16 protein-coding genes and 1 other RNA gene are annotated in these 21,560 nt (G+C 59.3%); 6 read left to right on the forward strand and 11 right to left on the reverse strand.

Going from position 1 to position 21,560, the window contains the following annotated elements; genetic code table 11:
• Nucleotides 1-24 precede the first annotated feature (24 nt).
• On the forward strand, nucleotides 25-996 hold the full coding sequence (gene cysK, locus soil367_RS10025) for a cysteine synthase A (protein WP_136548977.1): 972 nt from the start codon (nucleotides 25-27) through the stop codon (nucleotides 994-996).
• 132 nt (nucleotides 997-1,128) lie between these two features.
• Here cysK and soil367_RS10030 read toward each other — a convergent pair whose 3' ends face one another.
• The 11 genes from soil367_RS10030 to soil367_RS10080 form a co-directional block, all read right to left on the reverse strand.
• Nucleotides 1,129-3,543, reverse strand: a complete 2,415-nt coding sequence (locus tag soil367_RS10030) for a VWA domain-containing protein (protein WP_172962317.1) — start codon at nucleotides 3,541-3,543, stop codon at nucleotides 1,129-1,131.
• Between the two features lie 246 nt (nucleotides 3,544-3,789).
• Nucleotides 3,790-4,152 carry a hypothetical protein gene (locus soil367_RS10035; RefSeq protein WP_136548979.1) on the reverse strand — a complete coding sequence of 121 codons (363 nt, stop codon included), beginning with the start codon at nucleotides 4,150-4,152 and terminating at the stop codon, nucleotides 3,790-3,792.
• A 90-nt stretch (nucleotides 4,153-4,242) separates the two neighbouring features.
• Entirely contained in the window at nucleotides 4,243-4,683 is a 441-nt protein-coding gene (locus soil367_RS10040; protein WP_136548980.1) for a YcgN family cysteine cluster protein, read from the reverse strand.
• On the reverse strand, nucleotides 4,683-4,988 hold the full coding sequence (locus tag soil367_RS10045) for a YcgL domain-containing protein (RefSeq protein ID WP_136548981.1): 306 nt from the start codon (nucleotides 4,986-4,988) through the stop codon (nucleotides 4,683-4,685). The genes soil367_RS10040 and soil367_RS10045 overlap by 1 nt, the downstream gene beginning before the upstream one ends.
• Nucleotides 4,989-4,990: 2 nt before the next feature.
• Nucleotides 4,991-6,166, reverse strand: a complete 1,176-nt coding sequence (locus soil367_RS10050) for a ribonuclease D (protein WP_136548982.1) — start codon at nucleotides 6,164-6,166, stop codon at nucleotides 4,991-4,993.
• 56 nt (nucleotides 6,167-6,222) lie between these two features.
• Nucleotides 6,223-6,825: a recombination mediator RecR gene (gene recR / locus soil367_RS10055; RefSeq protein WP_136548983.1), complete on the reverse strand. Its 603-nt coding sequence runs from the start codon at nucleotides 6,823-6,825 to the stop codon at nucleotides 6,223-6,225.
• A gap of 4 nt (nucleotides 6,826-6,829) precedes the next feature.
• Nucleotides 6,830-7,153, reverse strand: a complete 324-nt coding sequence (locus tag soil367_RS10060; RefSeq protein WP_136548984.1) for a YbaB/EbfC family nucleoid-associated protein — start codon at nucleotides 7,151-7,153, stop codon at nucleotides 6,830-6,832.
• Nucleotides 7,154-7,279: 126 nt separating this feature from the next.
• Nucleotides 7,280-9,460, reverse strand: coding sequence for a DNA polymerase III subunit gamma/tau (gene dnaX / locus soil367_RS10065; protein WP_136548985.1), 2,181 nt, complete (start codon nucleotides 9,458-9,460; stop codon nucleotides 7,280-7,282).
• 301 nt (nucleotides 9,461-9,761) lie between these two features.
• Nucleotides 9,762-9,858, reverse strand: an RNA gene (gene ffs, locus soil367_RS10070) — signal recognition particle sRNA small type.
• A 70-nt stretch (nucleotides 9,859-9,928) separates the two neighbouring features.
• Nucleotides 9,929-10,630 carry a 2OG-Fe(II) oxygenase gene (locus soil367_RS10075; RefSeq protein WP_246065250.1) on the reverse strand — a complete coding sequence of 234 codons (702 nt, stop codon included), beginning with the start codon at nucleotides 10,628-10,630 and terminating at the stop codon, nucleotides 9,929-9,931.
• Nucleotides 10,631-10,876: 246 nt separating this feature from the next.
• Nucleotides 10,877-13,366 carry an acyl-CoA dehydrogenase gene (locus soil367_RS10080; RefSeq protein WP_136548987.1) on the reverse strand — a complete coding sequence of 830 codons (2,490 nt, stop codon included), beginning with the start codon at nucleotides 13,364-13,366 and terminating at the stop codon, nucleotides 10,877-10,879.
• 572 nt (nucleotides 13,367-13,938) lie between these two features.
• Between soil367_RS10080 and soil367_RS10085 the strand changes: the two genes are divergently transcribed.
• The 5 genes from soil367_RS10085 (at nucleotide 13,939) to prsR (ending at nucleotide 21,520) form a co-directional block, all read left to right on the forward strand.
• Nucleotides 13,939-14,721: an ATP-dependent zinc protease family protein gene (locus tag soil367_RS10085; RefSeq protein ID WP_136548988.1), complete on the forward strand. Its 783-nt coding sequence runs from the start codon at nucleotides 13,939-13,941 to the stop codon at nucleotides 14,719-14,721.
• On the forward strand, nucleotides 14,714-16,225 hold the full coding sequence (locus soil367_RS10090) for a UUP1 family membrane protein (protein WP_136548989.1): 1,512 nt from the start codon (nucleotides 14,714-14,716) through the stop codon (nucleotides 16,223-16,225). The genes soil367_RS10085 and soil367_RS10090 overlap by 8 nt, the downstream gene beginning before the upstream one ends.
• Before the next feature lie 136 nt (nucleotides 16,226-16,361).
• Nucleotides 16,362-17,366, forward strand: a complete 1,005-nt coding sequence (locus soil367_RS10095) for an alpha-L-glutamate ligase-like protein (protein WP_136548990.1) — start codon at nucleotides 16,362-16,364, stop codon at nucleotides 17,364-17,366.
• Between the two features lie 190 nt (nucleotides 17,367-17,556).
• Entirely contained in the window at nucleotides 17,557-19,644 is a 2,088-nt protein-coding gene (gene prsK / locus soil367_RS10100; RefSeq protein WP_136548991.1) for an XrtA/PEP-CTERM system histidine kinase PrsK, read from the forward strand.
• A 511-nt stretch (nucleotides 19,645-20,155) separates the two neighbouring features.
• Nucleotides 20,156-21,520 carry a PEP-CTERM-box response regulator transcription factor gene (gene prsR, locus soil367_RS10105; RefSeq protein WP_246065251.1) on the forward strand — a complete coding sequence of 455 codons (1,365 nt, stop codon included), beginning with the start codon at nucleotides 20,156-20,158 and terminating at the stop codon, nucleotides 21,518-21,520.
• Nucleotides 21,521-21,560 lie beyond the last annotated feature (40 nt).

Here is a 21,560-nt window from a genome sequence, read left to right on the forward strand (position 1 = left end):
CACGGATTGATAAGGGAGCAAGGCATGGGACAAATCTACGAAGACAATTCCTTCACGATCGGCAAAACACCGCTGGTTCGGCTCAACAAGGTCAACGAAGGCGCGACGATCTGGGCCAAAATCGAGGGGCGCAACCCTACTTTCTCGGTGAAATGCCGTATCGGGTCCGCCATGGTATGGGAGGCAGAAAAAGACGGCCGCCTGACAGCCGGCAAGACGATCATCGAAGCCACCAGCGGCAACACAGGCATTGCCCTTGCTTATGTGGCCGCTGCAAGGGGTTACAAGCTCATCCTTACCATGCCTGCTTCAATGAGCCTTGAGCGCCGGAAAGTTCTGAAAGCACTCGGTGCTGAGCTGGAGCTGACTGAACCGGCCAAGGGCATGCCGGGGGCCATCGCCCGGGCAGAACAGATCATGGCTGAAAATCCCGACGCGTATTTTATGCCACGCCAGTTCGACAATCCCGCCAACCCCGGAATTCATGAGACAACGACCGGCCCGGAAATCTGGGACGACACAGACGGCGCGGCCGATGTGCTGGTCGCGGGCGTAGGTACCGGCGGCACACTTACCGGCGTCGCTCGCTACTTCAAGAACAGTAAGGGTAAACCATTGCACGTGGTAGCGGTTGAGCCTGAGGCCTCGCCGGTTATCACGCAGACTATGGAAGGCCAGGAGGTAAAGGCAGCACCGCACAAAATCCAGGGCATCGGCGCCGGGTTTATCCCACCCAATCTGGACCTGTCACTGGTGAACAGCGTCCAGCGGGTGTCCAACGAAGACGCGATGGCGATGGCTCATCGGCTGATGCGTGAAGAAGGCATTATGTGCGGGATTTCCTGCGGCGCGGCAGCTGTAGCGGCTGTCCGCGTGAGCCAGCTGGCCGAAATGAAGGGCAAGAATATCGTGGTGATACTGCCGGATTCAGCTGAGCGCTACCTGTCGTCGGCATTGTTTGCCGACATCTTCAGCAAACAGGAACTGGAACAGTAGGAAAACGGCGCAAAAAAACCCGGCGGAACGGCGCCCCTTCGCCGCCATTTCGCCGAGCTTTGTTGCGCCTGAGTAGCCGGTTACGTCTGAGTAGCCGGTTGTGCCTGAGTAGCCGGTCGCGCCTGCGATGACTTACTTTTTGGGCTCATCCTTGTCATCATCCGAAGGCTCGTCTTCGTCAAGCAGCACGTCGTCAGCCTCGGTCAGGTCGAGATCCTCCAGAGAGAACTCATCCTCATCCTCATCTTCAAAATCGGGAATGGCCAGGTCCTCATCTTCGCCGTTTGCCGCTGCTTCACTCTCCGCCAGAATACTGTCGACCAGAGCATCCATGTCCTCCTGTTCGCTTTCAGGGTCGGTCGCGACCGGCTCGGGCTCAGGCTCAGGCTCAGGCTCAGGCTCAGGCTCGGGCTCGGGCTCAGGCTCTGGTTCAGGCTCTGGTTCGGGCTCTGGTTCGGGCTCTGGTTCGGGCTCTGGTTCTGGCTCTGGTTCTGGCTCCGGTTCTGGCTCAGGTTCTGGCTCGGGCTCAGTGTCGTAAGCTGCCGCAGCGACTGCTGGTTCAGGTTCAGAATCCTCGGGTAGCACCGGCATCGGCTCCCCATCCGATTCAGGCTCGGCAATCGGGTCCTCATCTGTCTCAGCCCGTGATGCGCGCTTTTTCTTCCAGAACCACAGCCCACCGCCACCGACCAGGCAAGCTGCCAGAACAGTTGCGAGAGCGATGAACCAGGTGGCGCTCAAAAAACCTGGCTCTGCCTCTGTTTCAGCCTGCGTTTGACCGGCGACTTCGTTGTCAAGCGTAACGGGCGCCACATCGGCCTCTGCAGGAACCGGCTCTACCGCACTCTCGAGCTCCGGTTCAGCCACCTCGACGGGCGCCTGAACCTCGGCCTCGGATTCCTCGGCGACATCCTTATCCGGCGCAGCGGGTACGACAGCCTGATAATCGGCGCCTTCCGACTGTCGTGGTAGCGTGAGTTGCAACGGACCCGCGGTATATTCAACAAGTTCGCCCCTTTCCGTTTCCCCTTTGAAGTCGATGTAAACTGAATAGGCACCTTCACCCATTTGTGGCGTCAGAGTGTATTGCCACTGTTCGGGACGCTCGCCCTGAGCCAGCGGCAGCACTTCTTTACCCGAGTCAGGGCCTTCAATCCGGGCCACCAGTCTTGTCTTTTCCGGCACGAGGTTGGGTTGCTCGACAGTAACAAGGACCTTGTAGCGCGAGTCCGCTGCAGTGCCGTACCCCTCGGCCACAACTTCTACCGGGGGTCGCAGGACGAGTGTCTGTCGACTCTGGCGCTGAAAGGTCTGCCCGTCAGCCGTCACAGTGAAGGTGTATTCGCCCGGCGTTTTCAGGCGGGAAATCAGGTCGCGGTATACGCCGTCATTAGGGATCGATCCCGGCTGGGAAAGCGTCTTGGAACCGGTGCGGCCATCTTCTGTTCGCAACTCTACTGACACGGTAAGAAAGCGCAGGAAGTCGGGGTCGCTGATGACCTCACCCGACGCCTCAAAGGCTACGGTAAGCGGGATTTCCTGGGCCGCAAAAAAATAGCCGGGTAACTCCGACACCGTCATTTTTAGGTCGCTTACTATTTTTACCCGGGTCCCGTCTCCCAGTTCACCCAGTAGTTCCCACTCGCCGCCTTCGGGGCTTTTGACCGTTACCAGGGAATAATCGTAGCCACTGACCCAGCGTACGTTTCCGGCAGTTTCAGGACTGTCGGGCCCGGTTGTTGGCGGACGCTGATAATACTCCTGCCCTGATGGACTTTTGAGCCCCAGAGCCGGGCTTCCTGCGGCGTGAAAAATAACGGCCGTAAACTCGCTGATGCTTTTATCGATAGGGAAGCGGTTACCGTCCAGTGGCACCTCTTCGGTAGCCCCCGCGCGGTCCAGTGCGTTCAGGAATGCCCGGCTCAGGTCACTGTCGGTCTCGGCAAGGGTGTAGCTGCCGTTTGTGGCCTGGGCCAGATCGCGCAGCAGGGGCATGTCGGCATTGGGCGACAGCGCGATGGTGTGCAGACGGGCGCCCTTCTGCACGAGATTGGGGATAACTTCGCGGATGATGCGCTCGCGTTCGGCACGGTTACGGGCTGCACTGTCGCTCTGGCTGGCGGGTGCAATATCGACGACGCCATCAGTTAAAAGGATAAAATGCGTGTCCTCGCGCCCCTGCTGTCGATAGAAGTCATCACTGGCCACCTCCAGCGCTTTACCGATGTTGGTGCGCATGGCAACCGAGTTGATCTCTTCGGCCCGGCCAAGGGCGTGCTTACGCCACTCTTCGTCCACCAGGCCGTGTGACACGAGCATGTTGACGTACTGGCCGAAGGTCCAGACACCCGCCCTGCTGCCCTCAGGCAGCAACTCGGTTATGAGCCGTACAGCTGGCCGACGCAGATTATTGGGGTCGTTCTGCTTCATGCTGCCGGAGATATCCACAACCAGGCGAACGTCCGGCAACTCCGGCTCGGCTGCTGTGGAATAGACGGACAAACTGGCTAAAAGGGCAAACGCAAGCACGCGGGGAATCAGGAGCATGGGTTCCTCAGACGGCAGAACAACTTCATGCCGATCAATCAGAGTTAGGGGTAGTCTCATGAAAAGATAGCAGAAGCCGCGCCGAGTGCGAGCTGAAGGCTAAAATCCCGGGCCCGGGAGACCTTCCCCTACATGCCGGGAACTGACCAGATAAGCGAGGATCTGGTCGCAACTAGTATGCCGTCCGGTCGAGACCTTGACGGGATTCAGTAACGTCCGACCGTGCCGTCAGCGCCACCCCAGCCGTCATTGCGATGGCGCAGCCGGCGCGTTGCGGGTTTTCCGCCAGCGCCATAACGCATCAATGACAATGACAACAGCCATAACCGCTGCTACAACGCTCAGATTGAAAATCGCGTCGGATGCCGCGGACATGTCACCGAGAATGCTCTCGTAACCGCCCTGGAGCCAGGCCGGTGAATACCAGTCCCGTGCAGGGTCGACTTGAACCGGGGTCAGAAAAAACACAATCAGAAACCCTTTCATCGTTTGCCGCAAAACAGCCGGGCGCAACCAGAGGGTAAGCCTTGTGAATGAAAAGTAGGCAACCAGAAACCCCAGAACATACAGAGTCCAGGCAATCGCATAGGCGTCGGCGGAAATGAGCATCTGTTCCTCAATTGAATATGTACAGCAAGGCCCACAGTCGCATCGCCCGGGCATCAAGAGACTCCCAGGGTGAGCGATTTGGCCAACGCATTAAACCCAGCGGATTATATACTCTTCCCAATCCTCTTCGGGGACGTCATCCTCTGAAAAAGCCTTGCCCGCGACTGACCGGTCGACTTCGTGAATACGCGAGCGCGATCCACAGACCAGATGGTGCCATGCCGGCAGAGGCTTTTTTTCGGCGACCAGACGATATGCACACGTCGACGGCAACCATTTCCACTCGGGCAGATTTTCCGGCGTCAGCTCCAGGCAATCCGGCACCTTAGCCAGGCGATCACCGTAGACCGTGCAGCCGCAATGTTTCAGATCCAGGTGTCGACAGGCCAGTGCGGTGGTGTAAACACGACCGTCTTCTTCGTCTTCGAGCTTCTGCAGACAGCATTTTCCGCAGCCATCACAGAGCGACTCCCACTCCGGACGGGTCATTTCGTCCAGGGACTTGTGTTCCCAGAAGTTTACTGCCTCCATCAGGAGCCGGCTCCCGTCTCGGGCGACTGTATGTAAGGATTGGTGTTCGGGAAATTTGCTTCCGGCTGGGGAGGCATCTGCAGAAAAAAGCCTTTGTCCGCGACCGAATCGAGCACCTTCGCGGCGTCGACCCGTGCCAGTTTACGGTCGGGCGTCAGCACCAGATCCATGGCATGAGCAGGCTTACCGAACTGCTGGCGAAGCGCTTCCGGTAGCTCATCAAACGAGACGCCCCGCTTCATATACAGGTACATGCCTTCCCGTCGACTGCTCCGATAGATAGAAATAAACGCTCTTTCGGCCATTACTATTGCGCCTGAGTTGACTTGGAAGACGATTGAAAGATTCGCTGCAGGTCGGGCATACAGCGTTGCAGCAGCTCACCGCGCCAGCCGGAGGCCAGGAGCTCCGGTACCGACTGCTGCTGAATACCTTCACGAACCGCTGCCTCGAGTTTCTTGCGCGGCGCAAAGAATTCCGGCGGGATCGACCCGGATTCACAGCACTGCTGAACCAGTCCTTTGACTTCCGAATAGACTGTCTGTTCCCTCTGGGTCAGTGGGCCATCAATGTAGCTTGCCAGCGGCTCTGAACGTTGCCGGGAGCCCTCAATACAGGCCAGCATCGCCTCGCCGTGCTTACGCACCACCACGGGGTTCAGCTCCCGCAAACCGCTGAAATGCCCTAGTTCAGTAGGCATGCGCCCAGCCACTTCCAGCAGCATCTTATCTGAAACCAGGCGGGAGCGCGGTTTGTCGCGCTTGCGTGCTTCCTTCTCGCGCCACTCGCAGAGCGCCTGAAGCGCGTCCTGTTGGGACCGGGAAAGTCTCCACCCCCCTCGCAGACGCAGATAGTAGCGCTCGGGCGATGACTGGCTCTGAAGATCATGCACAAAACGATCGCTCTCTTCCGCCAGGGCCGTCTTCAAACCCAACTGGTCGAGCCGCTCGAGCAGGTACCCGGCCATCGGGATCAAATAGAGCACGTCGGCCAGGGCGTAGCGCTGCTGCGCTTCCGAAAGTGGCCTGCGGAGCCAGTCGGACCGTGTTTCCTCTTTGCCGAGGGCCACGCCGAACAGGGCTTCCACCAGCCTTGCGTAGCCGACGGACATACCCTCCCCGGCCAAGGCGGCGGCTATCTGGATGTCGAGTGCGCCTGCCACTGATTCGCCCAGCCATTCACGGAACAGTTCGATGTCTTCGCTCATGGCGTAAAGCCACTTGGGCTGAGTCGGGTCGCCAAGCCAGGTTCTGAACGCTGCGCTGCCTTCTACAGCCGCAGGCTCGACCAGGCGGGCGCTGTCCTCAGTCGCGATCTGGACCAGGCCCGGGATCGCGAAAAACGTACTGGTGCGCTCAAATTCGGAATCGATAGCCACCGGCGTGCCGTCGGGCACGGCAGCTATCCAGGCGTCCAGTTCGGCAGGCTCCCGCAGCCAAAGGTGTTCTCCGGGTTCCGGTATGGGCGGAGTCTTCAAAACCATGAAATAACCTTTGTTCGAGAGTGAGGCCGGCAAACTAGCTGGGAATTTGGCAGCGTTCACCCCGCCAGCGGCTTGCGGCCGGTAAAGGCATGCACCAATGTTGAGCCGTCTATATAACCCAGCTCCCCGCCGACCGGTATACCCTGGGCAAGACGCGTGATAAGTACGCCATTATCCGCTAGCCGGTCGGCGATGTAATGCGCGGTGGTTTCACCCTCTACTGTAGGGTTCGTGGCGATGATCAGTTCGCGGGTCCCTTCGCGCGTGACCCGCTGCAGTAGTTTGTCTACACCGATCTCCTCGGGGCCAATTCCGTCGATGGGCGAGAGGTGGCCCATAAGTACAAAGTACTGCCCACGATAATCCCGGGCCTGTTCGATAGCCATGACATCGGCGGGAGACTCGACCACGCACATGATATCGGTCTCCCGGCTCGCATCCTGGCACAACGGGCACTGGGGGGTCTCCGAGAAATTCTGGCAGGTTTCGCAGCGACCGATCTTTTCCAGCGCGGCGGCCAATGTACGGGACAGGGCCCAGCCACCCTCACGACCGCGCTCGAGCAACTGGAAAGCCATGCGCTGTGCGGATTTCTGGCCCACACCGGGCAGACACCGCAGCGCGTCGATCAGGTCTTCAAGCAGGGGGGTAAATGCCATACGATCAGAACGGCATCTTGAAGCCAGGGGGCAGACCCATACCCGAGGCCATGCCTGACATTTTTTCCTTTTGATGCGCTTCAATGCGGCGGACTGCATCGTTAACCGCTGCCGCCAGCAGATCCTCCAGGATTTCCTTGTCTTCGCTCAGCAGCGAAGGATCAATATCAACCTTGCGCACGTCATGCCGACCGTTCATGGTGACCTTGACCAGCCCTGCGCCGGATTCGCCAGTCACCTCGGCCTTGGCGATTTCTTCCTGCGCCTTTTGCAGGTCTTCCTGCATGCGCTGGGCCTGCTTCATGATGTCGCCCATACCACCTTTCATATCACTCACCTCTCCTGGAAGCCTTGACTGGAACACCTGCTGCTCCGGCTCTCTGCCTGACCGTTAGCCATTGTCTCATACCGGTGGTTGTCTCACACCGGTGGTTGTCTCACACCGGCTGATGCCTCACACCGGCTGAATACTGTCCTCGATCACCTCGGCATTAAACCGAGCCACGAACTCCCTAACATTGGGGTCCTGGCGGATTGCTTCAACCGCCGCCGCCTGCCGCTGGACTCTTAATTGCTCTGCACGGACCGCCGGCGCGGCGTCGCCCGCATCACCGGCGACAAGCTCCAGCTTTTCGAGGGATATGAACACAGCCTGCAGCGCTTGCAGCAAGCGCTCCCGATGGCGGTCATTGAAGAGCCGCAGGTGGCCCTCGTCGAGCGCCAGCGTGGCAATGTTACCGGTTATTGTCAGCGCACCGTTGGACGCCAGGTTCTTGGTCATACCACTCAGACCCAACTGTTCGAAGTCGCGGGTCCAGTCAAACTCTTCAGCTGAAACCGGCTCAGCCTGATGATCTGGCTGGGCCGGTACCGGCTTTGGGGGCGCGTCAGCCGGTTCCTGCTCAGACAGCGTCGTTGCCGGGCTCTGCTGTGGTTTTGCCTGAGTAGAGTGGTCGCCTTCAAACGGGGCTACGGCGGGAGCCGTCTCTGCGGGCGACCGCTGATCGAGGCCCTGGGGGGCCGTGACAGCTGGTGATGACGCCGTTGGACCGGCGGCCGACGGGCTGTTTTTCCCCTCATCGTCCAGTTGGGCTTCATCGTAAGCATCCACCGGCACGGACTCGTCCTCCCACGGCGGACGATCCTCGCCAGCGGTTTCGCCCCGGGCATTTGAAACTGACGCACCTGCCCTATCCGGGACAACACCGTCGCTTGATCCCGGCTGGACGCCTGCTGGGCCTCCGGTGGCCGACGTCCGGGCTGGCACTCCCTGGGGCCGCGCTGCGGATGCACTGCCTGGCTGCCCGCTTTCTTGCGCTGCGACGCTCTGTGCCGTGGATGACGCCGATTTCGGCGACCCTTGATTTTGGCTGTCGTGGATTGCCCCGGAGTCTGAACCTGCCTGCCTCTCAGCAGTCGCTCGCCCGGAAGGCTCACGCGCGCCCAGTCCGGTTTGAGCTTGTCCGGCAGCAGCGTCTGGCCGGTCGGGGGCTGTAGAGGCCGGCCTGGTTGGCGCCTGGCCGCGTAACTGATCAGGTGTCGCTTCGGCGCGGCCGGGCCGGAAGGCGAGCATACGCAGAAGCGCCATTTCGAAGCCCATTCTGGCGTCGGGCGTCACCTCCAGGTCTTTCCGGGAAATCAGGCAGGTCTGATAAAAAAGCTGCACATCCTCGGCGCTGAGGCGGCCCGCCAGCGCCGCTACCTGATCGGCGTCGCCCTCGGCATCATCAGTGGAGCCAGGGGCAGCCTGCTCCAGGGCGATGCGGTGAAAGGTAGCCAGCAGTTCTGCAAGCACCGCACGGTAGTCCGGCGAGAACTCGGCCATGTGCGCCGACTCGGCCAGCACCGCGGCCGTATTCCCCGTTACAAGCGCATCGATGAGCCGGTAAACATTCTGCTGGTTTATCGTGCCCAGCATGTTGCTGACCGCCTGGGCTTCAATGATCTGGTTACCATAGGCGATGGCCTGGTCAGTCAGGCTCAGGGCATCGCGCATACTGCCGTCGGCCGAACGGGCCAGTTGCCATAAAGCCGCGTCTTCCGCCGGAATAGCCTCTTCGGCCAACACATGGCGCAGGTGGCCAACGATCCGTTCGGGGCTCATACGCTTGAGGTTGAACTGGAGACAGCGGGACAGAATGGTTACGGGCAGTTTCTGGGGGTCAGTCGTGGCAAACAGGAATTTCACGTGTTCCGGTGGTTCTTCCAACGTCTTCAGGAGCGCATTGAAGCTCGAGTTGGAGAGCATGTGCACTTCGTCGATAAGGTAGATCTTGAAACGACCGCGGGTTGGTGAGTACTGGACGTTATCCAGCAGTTCACGCATGTCCTCGACCTTGGTACGGGAGGCCGCGTCGATTTCGATCAGGTCAACAAAACGGCCATCGAGCACTTCGCGGCAACTGTCACAAACGCCACAGGGCTCGGGGCTTACACCCTGCTCGCAGTTGAGGCACCGAGCCAGGATACGGCCGATAGTGGTCTTGCCCACGCCACGGGTACCGGTGAACAGATAGGCGTGATGCAGGCGCTGCTGTTCCAGTGAGTGAACCAGTGCCTGGAGAACATGCTCCTGTCCTACCAGATCCCTGAAGGTGTGAGGGCGCCACTTTCGTGCCAGAACCTGATACGTCATGTTTACTCCGGTAGTGTCCCGTCTGGGTAACTCAGCAAAAGACCCCTAACGATAACACGGGGCAGAACGATCTAGGGAGCCTCTGAATAAGTCTGATGCACCCCCGTGCGGGGTGCTGAAGCAAGGCATGTCCGTAACCAATGGCCGTAACGCCTTGGCAGCCGCTCAACACCAAGAGTTTGCGCTGCAAGCGCGCTTTTAATAACAGCAGGCATCCCGAAACCTGGCTCGGCATTCGGACAGAAGAACATCGGCACTCGGACAGAAAAACAAAACGGGGAAAAGCAGATATGGGGGTGGCCCACACCAGCGACACTCCGGCACACGAATCCACCGCTGCGGCTGCTCCCTTCCGGGCCTGACCGGGTTTACGGTTTATCGTTGCGAAGGCACCGGCGGGACCACCATAACGGCGGATCCGGACTTATCCGAACGCGGGGCGGATTCTAGAGTATTTGGCCAGCCCCATCAACGCAAAAGCAGAAGATTGTCCGAAACATCTGCCCGGAACCAGCAGGCGATGCTGTAACGCAGGCGTGTGGAGGGGCACACTTCATGCAAAACATCCTCACTCAGGAACACAGCAGTGCGACCCAGCACGGGCACAACCTCAGCGGCTACAGCTCCCTCAGCATCATAAATACGCAGCTCGCCGCCCGTCTCCGGCTGCCAGCGCTCATTCAGATAGAGAACCAGACTTACCAACCGCGAAGCCTTGCCCTGGAAACTGTCCCGGTGTGCGCGATAAAAGCCGCCGGGCTCAAATGCTGCAAAATGCGCCTCAAAATGCGTCAGCCCCAGATAGAGCGAACGATTAAGAAACTGCTGTATCTCACTGAATCGTTTGAACAACGCTGCCTGTGCGGCGCTCTGGCCGTCGAGCCACGCGGTGCGGTCATTGCGGATCTCAGCCGCCAGCTTCTGGCCCGGACCCCGCCCTATGGCGGCCGGGGCAAGCGCGCCCGCCTCATGCAGTGCCACGACTTCCTGCTGCAGAGCGGTGAGGTGCACCGGATCAAACCCCAGCCCCTCCAGCACGCACCAGCCCGCGCTCGCCAGGCTGTTCGCCACATGCTCGGCAACGACATCGGTACCCGCAACCTGCGCCAGGGACTGGAGCGGCAAGGAGGTCGCCGATAGCGACGAGTCAGAGGCAGGAAGTTCAGACAAAAGAGCAGGCTCCGGATAAGAATCCGGCATTCTATGAGCAGGCCCCGCGGGATCACATCAAATGTTTATTGTGGTGGCGAGTCGGAGCGCGAATGGTGGGTATCGGACAGCGTTTTAGTTTCGGCGACTCCCGGAGTCGCCCTGAGAACGTAGATGGTGCGCAGTACGCACCCTACAGGAGATCGGTCCCGCCGTAGGGTGCTCCTCGCGCACCATTAGCCTAGTGCACTAGCCCTTAGCGCAACATCATGGCCGTACGACTTCTTTCAACTTACCTTTCGAGCATTCGGCCAGTTTCTCAATATCCTCTTTCGCAAAGGCATCGACACGAATCACGTCGTACATCGCAGCCAGCGCCTCGGATACTGACTGGCGCTCGCTCTGGTCGATGACCTCGTGCTTTATGGCCCAGTCCAGCAACTCGTCGCGTTGGTGGCCCAGGAGCATTTCGATGTCCTGCAACTCGTCCGGGTCCGCCTTGCGAATGGCCTTGTTGATGCGCGTGCGTGCCGGCTCCGTTTCCTGGGCCAGCTTCAGGGCATGCATGACGCGCCCGACCGGGTCCTCTGGCGACTCGGAATGGTAAACGCCACGCACTATGCGGTCACGTACGGAGGGCTTGTCGACAATGCTCAGGCCAACGCGGCGGCCGAGCTCGTCGTCGGGGTGCTTCAGTCGCAACCCAAGCGGAAAGGTCAAGGCCATCAATGGAAATCTGAGCAGTTTAACCGGGAAGTTACCGATAGCGCGGTGCAGCGAAGCCTGCAGGTCGACCAGCGACTGCTCCAGACTCCATTCGATAATGTCCCGCATGTCTTCAGGATAGCCATCTTCATGCCATTGCTTGATGGCTGCGGACGCGTAGTAAAGGTGCACGAGCGCGTCACTCATCCGCCCTGTGAACCGCTGCCGGGCCTTAAGCCCGCCACCCAGGGTCAACAGGCTCACGTCTGTCAGTACCGAGAAAGCCGACGCAAACCGCGACAGCTGGCGGTAGTACTTACGCAGGTTTCCTTTCGCGGGAACCGGCTCCAGCCAACCGTGGGTCAGCCCAAGCACAAACGTTCGCAAGACGTTGCGCGAGGTATGTGCGAGGTGAGCATAGAAGACGCCGTCGAACTTTTTAACCGCAGCTTGCTGGTCCTCATCCCCTGCGGCTTCGATTTCCTGCACGATGAATGGATGACAGCGAATGGCGCCCTGGCCGAACACCATCAGGCTGCGGGTGAGTATATTCGCACCTTCCACGGTGATGGCGATTGGTACGGCCTGATATACCCGGGCCAGAAAGTTGCGTGGTCCGCTGATAACGCCGCGACCGGCGATGACATCCATGGCATGGTTTACCACATCGCGCATCAGCGCCGTGTTGCGGTACTTCAGCAGTGCAGAGGGCACCGACGGGGTGACACCCCGGTCCAGCATGCCCGAGGTAAAACGCCGCGCGGAGTCCATCATGTAGGTATAGCCGGCCATGGGCTCCATGGCTTCCTGTACCCCTTCGAATTCGCTGATCGAACGACCGAACTGCTCGCGAACCGCCGCGTAGGCGCCGGTCGTCAGGCAGGCGACTTTGCCGCCGCTCGTGCCCAGGGCCGGCAGTGAAATGGAGCGGCCGATGGCCAGACATTCGAGCAGCATGGTCCAGCCCTTGCCGATCATTTCCCGGCCGCCGATCACCTGGTCCAGTGGAATGAAAACATCCTCGCCCCACGTCGGCCCGTTCATGAATACCGTATTCATGGGCAGGTGACGGGCGCCGCTGTGAACGCCCTCCGTATCGGCGGGCACCATCACGCAGGTCACGCCCATGTCATGCTCAGTACCGAGCAGGCTGTCCGGATCGTAGACTTTGATCGCCAGACCAATCAGCGTGGCAACTGGCGCGAGCGTGATATAGCGCTTGTTCCAGGTGATTTTCATCCCCAGCACTTCTTCGCCGTTCCACTGCCCTCTGCAGATGATGCCGCGGTCGGGAATGGCGCCAGCATCTGAGCCAGCCATGGGGGACGTCAGTGCGAAGCACGGAACCTCATCGCCACGGGCCAGCCTGGGCAGATAGTATTCCCGCTGCTGCTCAGTACCGTAGTGTACGAGCAGTTCGCCCGGACCCAGGGAGTTGGGCACCATCACCGTCACTGCAGCGGAGACACCGCGAGAGGCGATCTTCATGACGATTTCCGAGTGCGCCGTGGCGGAAAATCCCAGCCCACCGTAGCGCTTGGGAATGACCATACCGAAGAAGCCGCTCTTTTTGATGTGGGTCCAGGCTTCTTCAGGCAGGTCGTAGAGCTCATGGGTCATCGACCAGTCGTCGATCATGGCGCAGAGCTCGTTGGTCGGACCGTCCAGGAACGCCTGCTCCTCCTCACTCAGGCTCGCATGTGGCAGCCCGAGGAGTTTCTGCCAGTCCGGACGGCCGGAGAATAATTGCCCATCCCAGTCAACGTCGCCGGCTTTGAGGGCTTCCTGTTCGGTCTCTGACAGCTTTGGCAAGCGCCCGCGCACCCAACCGAGCAAAGGCGCGCTCAAGCGGTGCCGGCGGAACCTGGTGGGCAACATGATAAAGAGTGCAGGTAAAAGAAAGAGCACACCAAAGAGCACGCTGGCGAAGTGCCAGTGGTCCTGATACATCCCCGCAAGTGTCGCCAGGACAAGTACCAGTGCACCGATCGCACCTCCAATACCCAGGTACAGCAGGACTGCGGCACTGATTAACAGAAAGACAACACTCATAGTGGATCTCCTTATTCCGCAAATTGGTGTCGAGATGTGACCTATTCGCTTGTTCTCTGAGTGCGCGCCCTGGCTGGCGTATATCTCTGGCGCTTTCAGATTTCACATGTTGCTCTTTCGGATACCAATCTTTTGGATACCACGAAGGGCTCTTTCAGAGCGCAAGCCAATAGGTCCCATGCCGGACCGCCGCCTGGTCGTGTCGTGAAACAGTTTGTCTGAAAGGGATAAACACAGCAATGCGCCTGGCGTCCCGAACGGGACACTGGCTGAATGGAGCGTTTAAAAACCCTATAAAGCAATAGGTTAGCGATTTTATCTAACTTAATGCTCACGTGGAGTCACATCCGGTCTCAAACCCATCGGCAGATCTAGGGCGAATCAACGCCGATAAAATGTTAGGTTACGGCGGCGTACTGGTCTCTGAAAGCTATGTTTCGCTATAATCGCGTGGCTTTTATGCTTGCCTCCAGTATGAGGTACATCAAAACCAGCGTTTTACTCTACTGGTATTCATTCAACGCTTGCACCGCAACAAACATCCAGCCAAGCAGTTTAGAACGAGGGTATTCGTGCGTTTAGCCCAGCCTGCAACCGTCTTCATTTCTATAGCTGTGCTCTTAATTTCCGGATGCGCCAGCGATTACCGTGCCGTATGGGAATCCGACCTGAGTGAGCTTAAAGCGCAGCTTCAGGCTACCGAACGCGCCCTGGTCCAGCTTGAGAAAGAACAATCAGCCTCCCGGGACCTGCTGTTTGTTGCGGAAACCGAATCCATGCACCGCATGGTCAAGGCTCTTGAGGAACAGGTGAAGGCGCCGGAGTGTCCGGCCGTTGAAGAGACTCCGCGGTGTGAGGCTATGCCGCCGCCCAGCCAGTCATCGGACATGCAGCACATTGATGACGGCAAACTGGTCATTGGCGAAATCGAAAAGGTCTACGTGGACCCTCCGGGCGAGGCCTACACGGCCCGTATCGATACGGGCGCGACGACCTCGTCGCTTGACGCCCGCGAACCCCAGATCTTCGAGCGGGACGGAGAAGACTGGGTGCGATTCAAGATGCCCCTGCCGGGCCGCGAAGAATTCGTCGATGTCGAGCGCAAAGTGGCTCATTTCGTTCGCATTCTGCAGTCGTCGACCGAGGACAGCGAACGCCGCGCGGTCGTCAAGATGCGCATAGTGATCGGTGACGTTGAACGGCTGGCGGAATTTACCCTGTCTGACCGGGGCCACCTGGAATTCCCGGTCCTGATTGGTCGCAACATCCTCAAGGACACCATGGTCGTCGACGTGTCCCGCGCCAACTCGGTCGCCCTGCCTGCGGATATCGTCAGCGAGTCTTCAGATGAATAAACAATTGCCGTTCTATCTGGCCGTCGCCTTGCTGGTTATCGCTGGCCTGGCCATTGCCACCCTCAGGCATAACGAACTCAACGTCCCCCTGACCCCCGGCGTCGAGCAGACGGTCTGGCAGGTCGAGGCCAAAATCGAGTTCCAGGCCTATGGGGATCCAGTAACGGCCAGCCTAGCCCTGCCCGACCAGCCGCCAGGGTTCCGGGTCATGTCTGAGCAGTCCGCTTCTCCCGGCTATGGCTTCTCGACCATACAGAAAGGCGGCATACGGCGTGGCGAGTGGTCTATCCGGCGCGCTAACGGCCGGCAGACGCTCTACTACAAGGTTCAGCTCATCACTGACCCCAGCGCGACGCCGGCGCCTCCCGAACAGCCCCCGGTCGCGACTGGCAACTCCTATTGGTCTGAACCCGAAGCAACCGCAGCCGAGGGCCTGATAAACCAGGCCCGGGAAACCTCAAGCTCCCCAGAAAGCCTGGCGCGCGAGCTGATCAAGCTGCTCAACAACAGCGAGAGCAACCAGAACGCGGCACTCCTGCTGGCCCAGCAGTCAACCGCCGAAGTTCTGGTACGGCTGCTCAACCAGGCCGGGGTTCCTGCCCGGATAAGCATGGGCCTGCAACTCGAAGACGCGCGCCGGAATCAGGGCCTGCTGGCGGTGGCCGATGTCTACACCAAAGACGGCTGGATAACGTTTGATCCCCGCACCGGCGATCAGGATACGCCTGAAAATCTGTTGCTGTGGCAACGGGGCGGCAGCTCGCTGCTGGATGTACTGGGCGGCAGGCGTTCGACCGTCAGTTTCTCCATGCTGCAGCAGACCGTACCGGCGCAGGATCTGGTCCAGAGCCAGTCGTACGAGAGCGGTTTCTCCCGCTTCAGCCTGTACCACCTGCCCCTCGAAGAACAGGGTATGTTCAAGATTCTGCTGCTGCTTCCGGTCGGGGCACTGGTCGTGGTATTCATGCGGATCATCGTCGGCTTCAGGACCTCGGGCACCTTCATGCCCATACTGATCGCAGTGGCCTTCCTGCAAACCTCGCTGGTGCCGGGCCTGATCAGCTTTCTCAGCATTGTCGCGGTCGGCCTGCTGCTCCGCGGCTATTTGTCGAGGCTTAACCTGCTCCTTGTCGCCCGAATAGCCACCCTGATCATCCTGGTCATATTCATTACCTCATTCATGGCCCTGCTGGGCTACGAGCTGGGCATCAGCAGCGGCATGACAGTGACGTTTTTCCCCATGGTTATCATCGCCTGGACCATCGAGCGCATGTCCATCCTCTGGGAAGAAGAAGGCGCCCAGGAGGTGCTTATCCAGGGGTTCGGCAGTCTCTTTGTCGCAGTGCTCGCGTTCTCGGCGATGCAGTGGCGCTACATCAGCCACCTCAGTTTCAACTTTCCCGAACTTCACCTGATCATTCTGGCGATGGTGTTGCTGATGGGTCAGTACAAGGGCTACCGGCTTTCCGAGCTACGCCGCTTCCGTTTTCTGGCGAAGGATTAAGGCAGCCCATGTTCTACCGTATACCGGCCAGGCAGCGCCCGGACTGCAGACAAGAGCCTGAAAAAGACTCGGGGCAGGTGCCTGCACAACAGACCCGACAAGCGGCCGTAGCGGCACAACGGCGGAGGCTCACGCCATGTGGGTGAAGCCGTCGTTCCTCAGGCACCATGGACTGCTCGGCATGAACCGGCGCAACGTCCAGTATATTAACGCCTACAACAGCCGCGACCTTTACCCCCTCGTTGACGACAAGCTCAAAACCAAGCTACTTGCGGTTGAGTACGATATTGCGACCCCCACCCTGCGCCAGGTGGTCCGGGCACAGCACGAAATCAGCCATTTCCGCGACCGGGTCAAAGACCTGCCGGGCTTCGCCATCAAGCCCTCCAAAGGTTCAGGCGGCAAAGGTATTACCGTTATCGAACGGCAGGACGGCGACAGTTTTTTCAAGCCTTCTGGCAGCGCCGTCAGCATTGACCACCTGTCACGGCATTTGTCCAATATCCTTTCTGGCCTGTATTCGCTCGGCGGCAAAACCGACGTGGCCATCATCGAAGACCTGATCGTCAACGATCCTGATTTTGCCAAGCTCTCCCACCAGGGAGTGCCCGATATTCGCATCATCGTCTTCCGCGGCTATCCGGTTATGGCCATGTTGAGGCTGGCTACGCAGGCCTCCGACGGCAAGGCTAACCTGCACCAGGGCGCCATTGGCGTCGGGCTCGACCTGTCCACGGGCCAAGGGCTGCACGCGGTGCAGTACAGCAAACGCGTCCGCAATCATCCGGATACCGGGCTGGCGTTGCTGGAGATCCAGATTCCCGACTGGTTCGAAATGCTGCGCCTCGCCGCGCGCTGCTATGACATGACCGGGCTGGGCTATATCGGCGCCGACCTGGTAGTCGACAAGCACCGCGGCCCGCTTCTGCTGGAGCTGAATGCAAGGCCCGGGCTTGCCATCCAGGTCGCCAACGGTGTTGGCCTGCGGCCCCGCCTGGAGCACATAGAGAAGCTGCCGCGGGTTAAAGAACGGGCCGTTGATCGGGTCAAGTACGCCATGGACGTGTTCAGTGACCCGCACTATCTCCCCCGCCCCCTGGCCCCGGTGGCTGGACCGACCTCTACAAAACGCGTCGGCTAGGGCAACGGTTTTTAAGTGGGCGTTGATAAGTTAAAGGAATAACTGGCGCAGGCTAAATCGTTGTTTGCAGATTGCACGGCATTCTGTACCTTTAGGCGTTCTTGAACGGTTTTTTACCAGAACCTGTGAAGTCGCTCATTCTGTAAAATTGAGCCGCTAGGACGTCACTTTTCCAGAGGGCCTTTAGTTAGTGGTCGACTTCAGCTTTGTCAGCCATCTGATCGCAGCGATCGCCTTCAGCCTGCTCGCCCTCCTCGTGGGTACGCGCTACCTGCGCCGCACCACCGATCGGGCATTGTTCATGTCGGCGATTGTTTCCGCCCTATGGTCATTCGCCATCGTGGCCCAGGTACTCTGGGATCAGCCGTCGTTTCCCGTCCGGTTCGCCCTTGAGCTGACCCGTGATTTCGCCTGGGTTGCGGTATTGCTGGCACTGATTCGTGACGGCAGCCAGAACCGCCTGATTCCCCCCCGTCTCAAGGCACTGCTTGGCCTTACCGCAGGTGTGTTCATCACGATTCTGGTCGGTTTTTCCGTTACGGATTATCTGACGGGAAGCGCCCTGATCCGTGGTCAGGCGGCGGTTCTGGGCCAGCTTGTTATTGCGCTGCTGGGCATCAGCCTGATCGAGCAGATCTGGCGTAACTCCATGGCCTACGGCCGGTCCAGCATCAAGTACATCTGCTTCGGTATCGGCGGCATCTTCGTATACGACTTTTTTCTCTACGCCGATGCGCTCCTGTTCAACCAGATATCGTCGCCCCTGTGGGATGCCCGCGGCTCGGTAAACGCGATTGCAACGCCATTGCTCGCGGTAAACATGATCAATGCCCGCAAGCAGCCGATTCAGCTGCAGCTTTCCCGCTCAGTGGTGTTTCATGCCGGCACCCTAACCCTCGCTGGCCTCTATCTCATGGTTGCTGCAGCGGGCGGCTACTACGTGCGCCAGGTCGGCGGCAGCTGGGGCGAGGCGCTACAGGTACTGTTCCTCAGCCTGTTCATCTCACTGTTCGTGCTGATGATGACCTCTACGCGGTTCCGGTCGCGCCTGATGGTTTTTATCAGCCAGAACTTTTTCGACTACAAATACGACTACCGGGAAGAATGGCTGAAGATTACGGAAGCCTTCAGTTCGATGACGGACTCACCACCCCTCACAGAACGGGTCGTCCGGGTCATCGCGGATCTTGTCGAAAGCAATGCCGGCGCCCTTTGGATAAAAGACGAAGAAGGCCAGTTTACGCTGACCAGCTCAGTCAATATGGCACCGCCCAAGCATACCCGGATTGATGGTGACTCTGACCTTGTCCGGTTCTTCCGCGAGCGGGAGTGGATACTCGACCTCAAGGAGTACAAGCAGGACCCGGTCCGCTACAACCTGCTGGAAGTGCCGGACAGCGTGATGGAATTCCACGACCCCTGGCTGGTCATACCGCTTTATCTGGGCAGGGACCTGTACGGCATCGCGCTGGTCGGCTCGCCCTTCGCCCGGGTTGAACTTAACTGGGAGAACTTCGACCTGATACGCGTGGTGGCGCGCCAGGTCTGTAACTTCCTGGCCCAGGCGGATGCCCAGAGCCGCCTGGCTGCGGCGATGCAGTTCGAGGCGGTCAGTAAAGCATCCGCGTTCATGGTCCACGACCTCAAGACCATCATCGCCCAGCTCTCGTTACTGGCAAGGAATGCGCCACGGCACCGGGACAACCCGGAATTTATTGACGATATGATCCGGACCACAGAGCACGCGGTCAAAAAGATGTCCAATCTGGTAGACCATATACGCCGCCCCAACCCGGAAGATAAAACCGCGCTGGTTAACCTGACAGAGCTGTGCAGGGAACTTGAAGCCCACCACAGCGTGCAGAAGCCGCCGCTGAGTATTGACCTTCCCGAAGAGGATGTCTGGATCCGGGCGGACGAAGAACAACTGCGAACAGTTCTGAGCCACCTGATCCAGAACGCCAGGGACGCGACCCATAACGATGGTGAAATATCCCTCACTTTGAAACTGAGCACTGACCAGGTCGTTCTCTTCCTGCAGGATACCGGTGCAGGCATGACCGACGACTTTATCAAAACGCGGCTATTCAAGCCTTTCGAGAGCACAAAGGGACTGACCGGCATGGGCATCGGTGCCTATCAGGCCCGGGAGTACTTCCGCAAACTGGGGGGGTCGCTGGATGTTACCAGTGAAGTCGGTGTGGGCTCCTGCTTCTCAATCCGGCTGCAAACTGTGCGTGACGTCGAGGAAAAAGAGAGCAGCTCGGCCACCGCCTGAGCAGCGTACCCAAATTGCCGGGTACGAAGCCCCATACGCGATACAGGCACACTTACACCGTTCGAGGCCAGCTACGCGTAGCCAGTCGCGCATAGCACGCATAGATAGGAAAGCCAGGCGTGCAAAGAACGTTAAGCCAGACAAAGTTAAGCCGGACAATGCTTGAAGCTGGGCCGGTAAGTGTTATCTTCCGTTAACGTTGAGCACAAAACTGATTAGCGACACGTAAGACACTGTTTGACCGGGACACGCGCCCGTTCGAAAATAGCCTGAAGCACGACTCATCCATTGGCTCTTTAGCACGCGCTTAAGAGGGCATGGCATAGAGCTCTGGTATACTGCCGCAGCAGAAATCGGCTGACCGACCTACCCCTGAATGCAGTCAGGCCCGGTTGGCTGGCAGTTCACCCAGCGAGCTGTTCGGTCGAGCCCGAGGCTCGCTGCGCCGGGGCGGCCATATCCAGACGCTCAGGCACACCACTTAAGACTGAATACTGGTCAGGGAATACACGTGAAGAAACGCCTGCTTATTATCGAGGATGATCCAGGGCTGCAAAGCCAGATGCGTTGGTCCTTCGACAGTGAGGTCGAAGTGTCCATAGCCGAGGATCACGCCAGTGCGATAGCGGCCTTGCGACGGTTCGAGCCTGAGGTCATAACGCTCGACCTTGGCTTGCCGCCGGACCCCGGCGGGGCCAGCCAGGGCTTTGCCCTGCTGGAAGAAATCCTCCGTCTCAGCCCTACCACAAAGGTTATCGTGGTAACTGGGCGGGAAGACAAAGACAACGCGGTGCGCGCGATTGGCATGGGCGCCACTGACTTCTATCAAAAGCCCCTCGACGGCGACATCCTCAGTTTCGTCGTCAACCGGGCGTTCCGTCTCGCTGAGCTTGAACGTGAGAATCGCGAGCTGGTCAGCCATGGCAGTAATGCACGCGTTAAAGGCATTATCGCGGCCAGCCCGCAAATGCTCGAAATCTGCCGGACCATCGAAAAAATTGCGCCGACAGATGTCACGACCCTGATCCTGGGCGAGACCGGCACCGGTAAAGAGGTGCTCGCCCAAGCCCTGCATGACCTCAGTAACCGGTCGAAGCAGCCGTTCGCGGCGATAAACTGCGCCGCCATCCCCGAAAACCTGCTTGAAAGCGAGCTCTTTGGTTACGAAAAAGGCGCCTTTACGGGGGCGACCACGTCCAAGAAGGGCAAGATCGAAAGCGCCCACGGCGGCACCCTGTTTCTGGATGAAATTGGCGATATGCCGATGGCGCTGCAAGCCAAACTCTTGCGGTTTCTGCAGGAGCGCCTGATTGACCGGGTCGGCGGCGTCAAACCCATACCGGTGGACGTGCGGGTTATCTGCGCCACGCACCGAGACGTGAATCAGCTCATCTCATCCGGCACGTTCCGGGAAGACCTCTATTACAGGATCAGCGAAATCACGCTGAGTGTGCCCCCGGTCCGCGACCGCGAGGGTGACGCTATCGTCATAGCCCAGGCTCTTCTGAAAGAGTTCAGCCGGCAGATGGACCGCGCCACCCTCGCCTTTGGTGAAGATGCCATGCGGGCCATCAAGGAATATCACTGGCCGGGCAACGTGCGGGAAATGATCAACAAGATCAAACGCGCCACCATCATGGCCGAAGGCAAGCGGGTTACGGCAAGCGATCTGGAGCTCAATATTGACAGCGACGGGCCCGAGTCCAGCGCACTCAACCTCCGGCAGGTCCGGGAAGACGCCGAGCGCCACGCGATCGAGCAGGCACTGCAGACCGCAGGCTATAACATGGCACAGGCCGCCCGCCTGCTCGGGGTCACGCGCCCTACCCTGTATAACCTGACGGACAAGTACCGGATTGTAACGTCGCCCGCCTAAGCTGCGGCCTGCACCGGACCGAACCCGATAATCAATAATT

Source organism: Hydrocarboniclastica marina (genome assembly GCF_004851605.1).
Taxonomy (GTDB): Bacteria; Pseudomonadota; Gammaproteobacteria; order Pseudomonadales; family Oleiphilaceae; genus Hydrocarboniclastica; species Hydrocarboniclastica marina.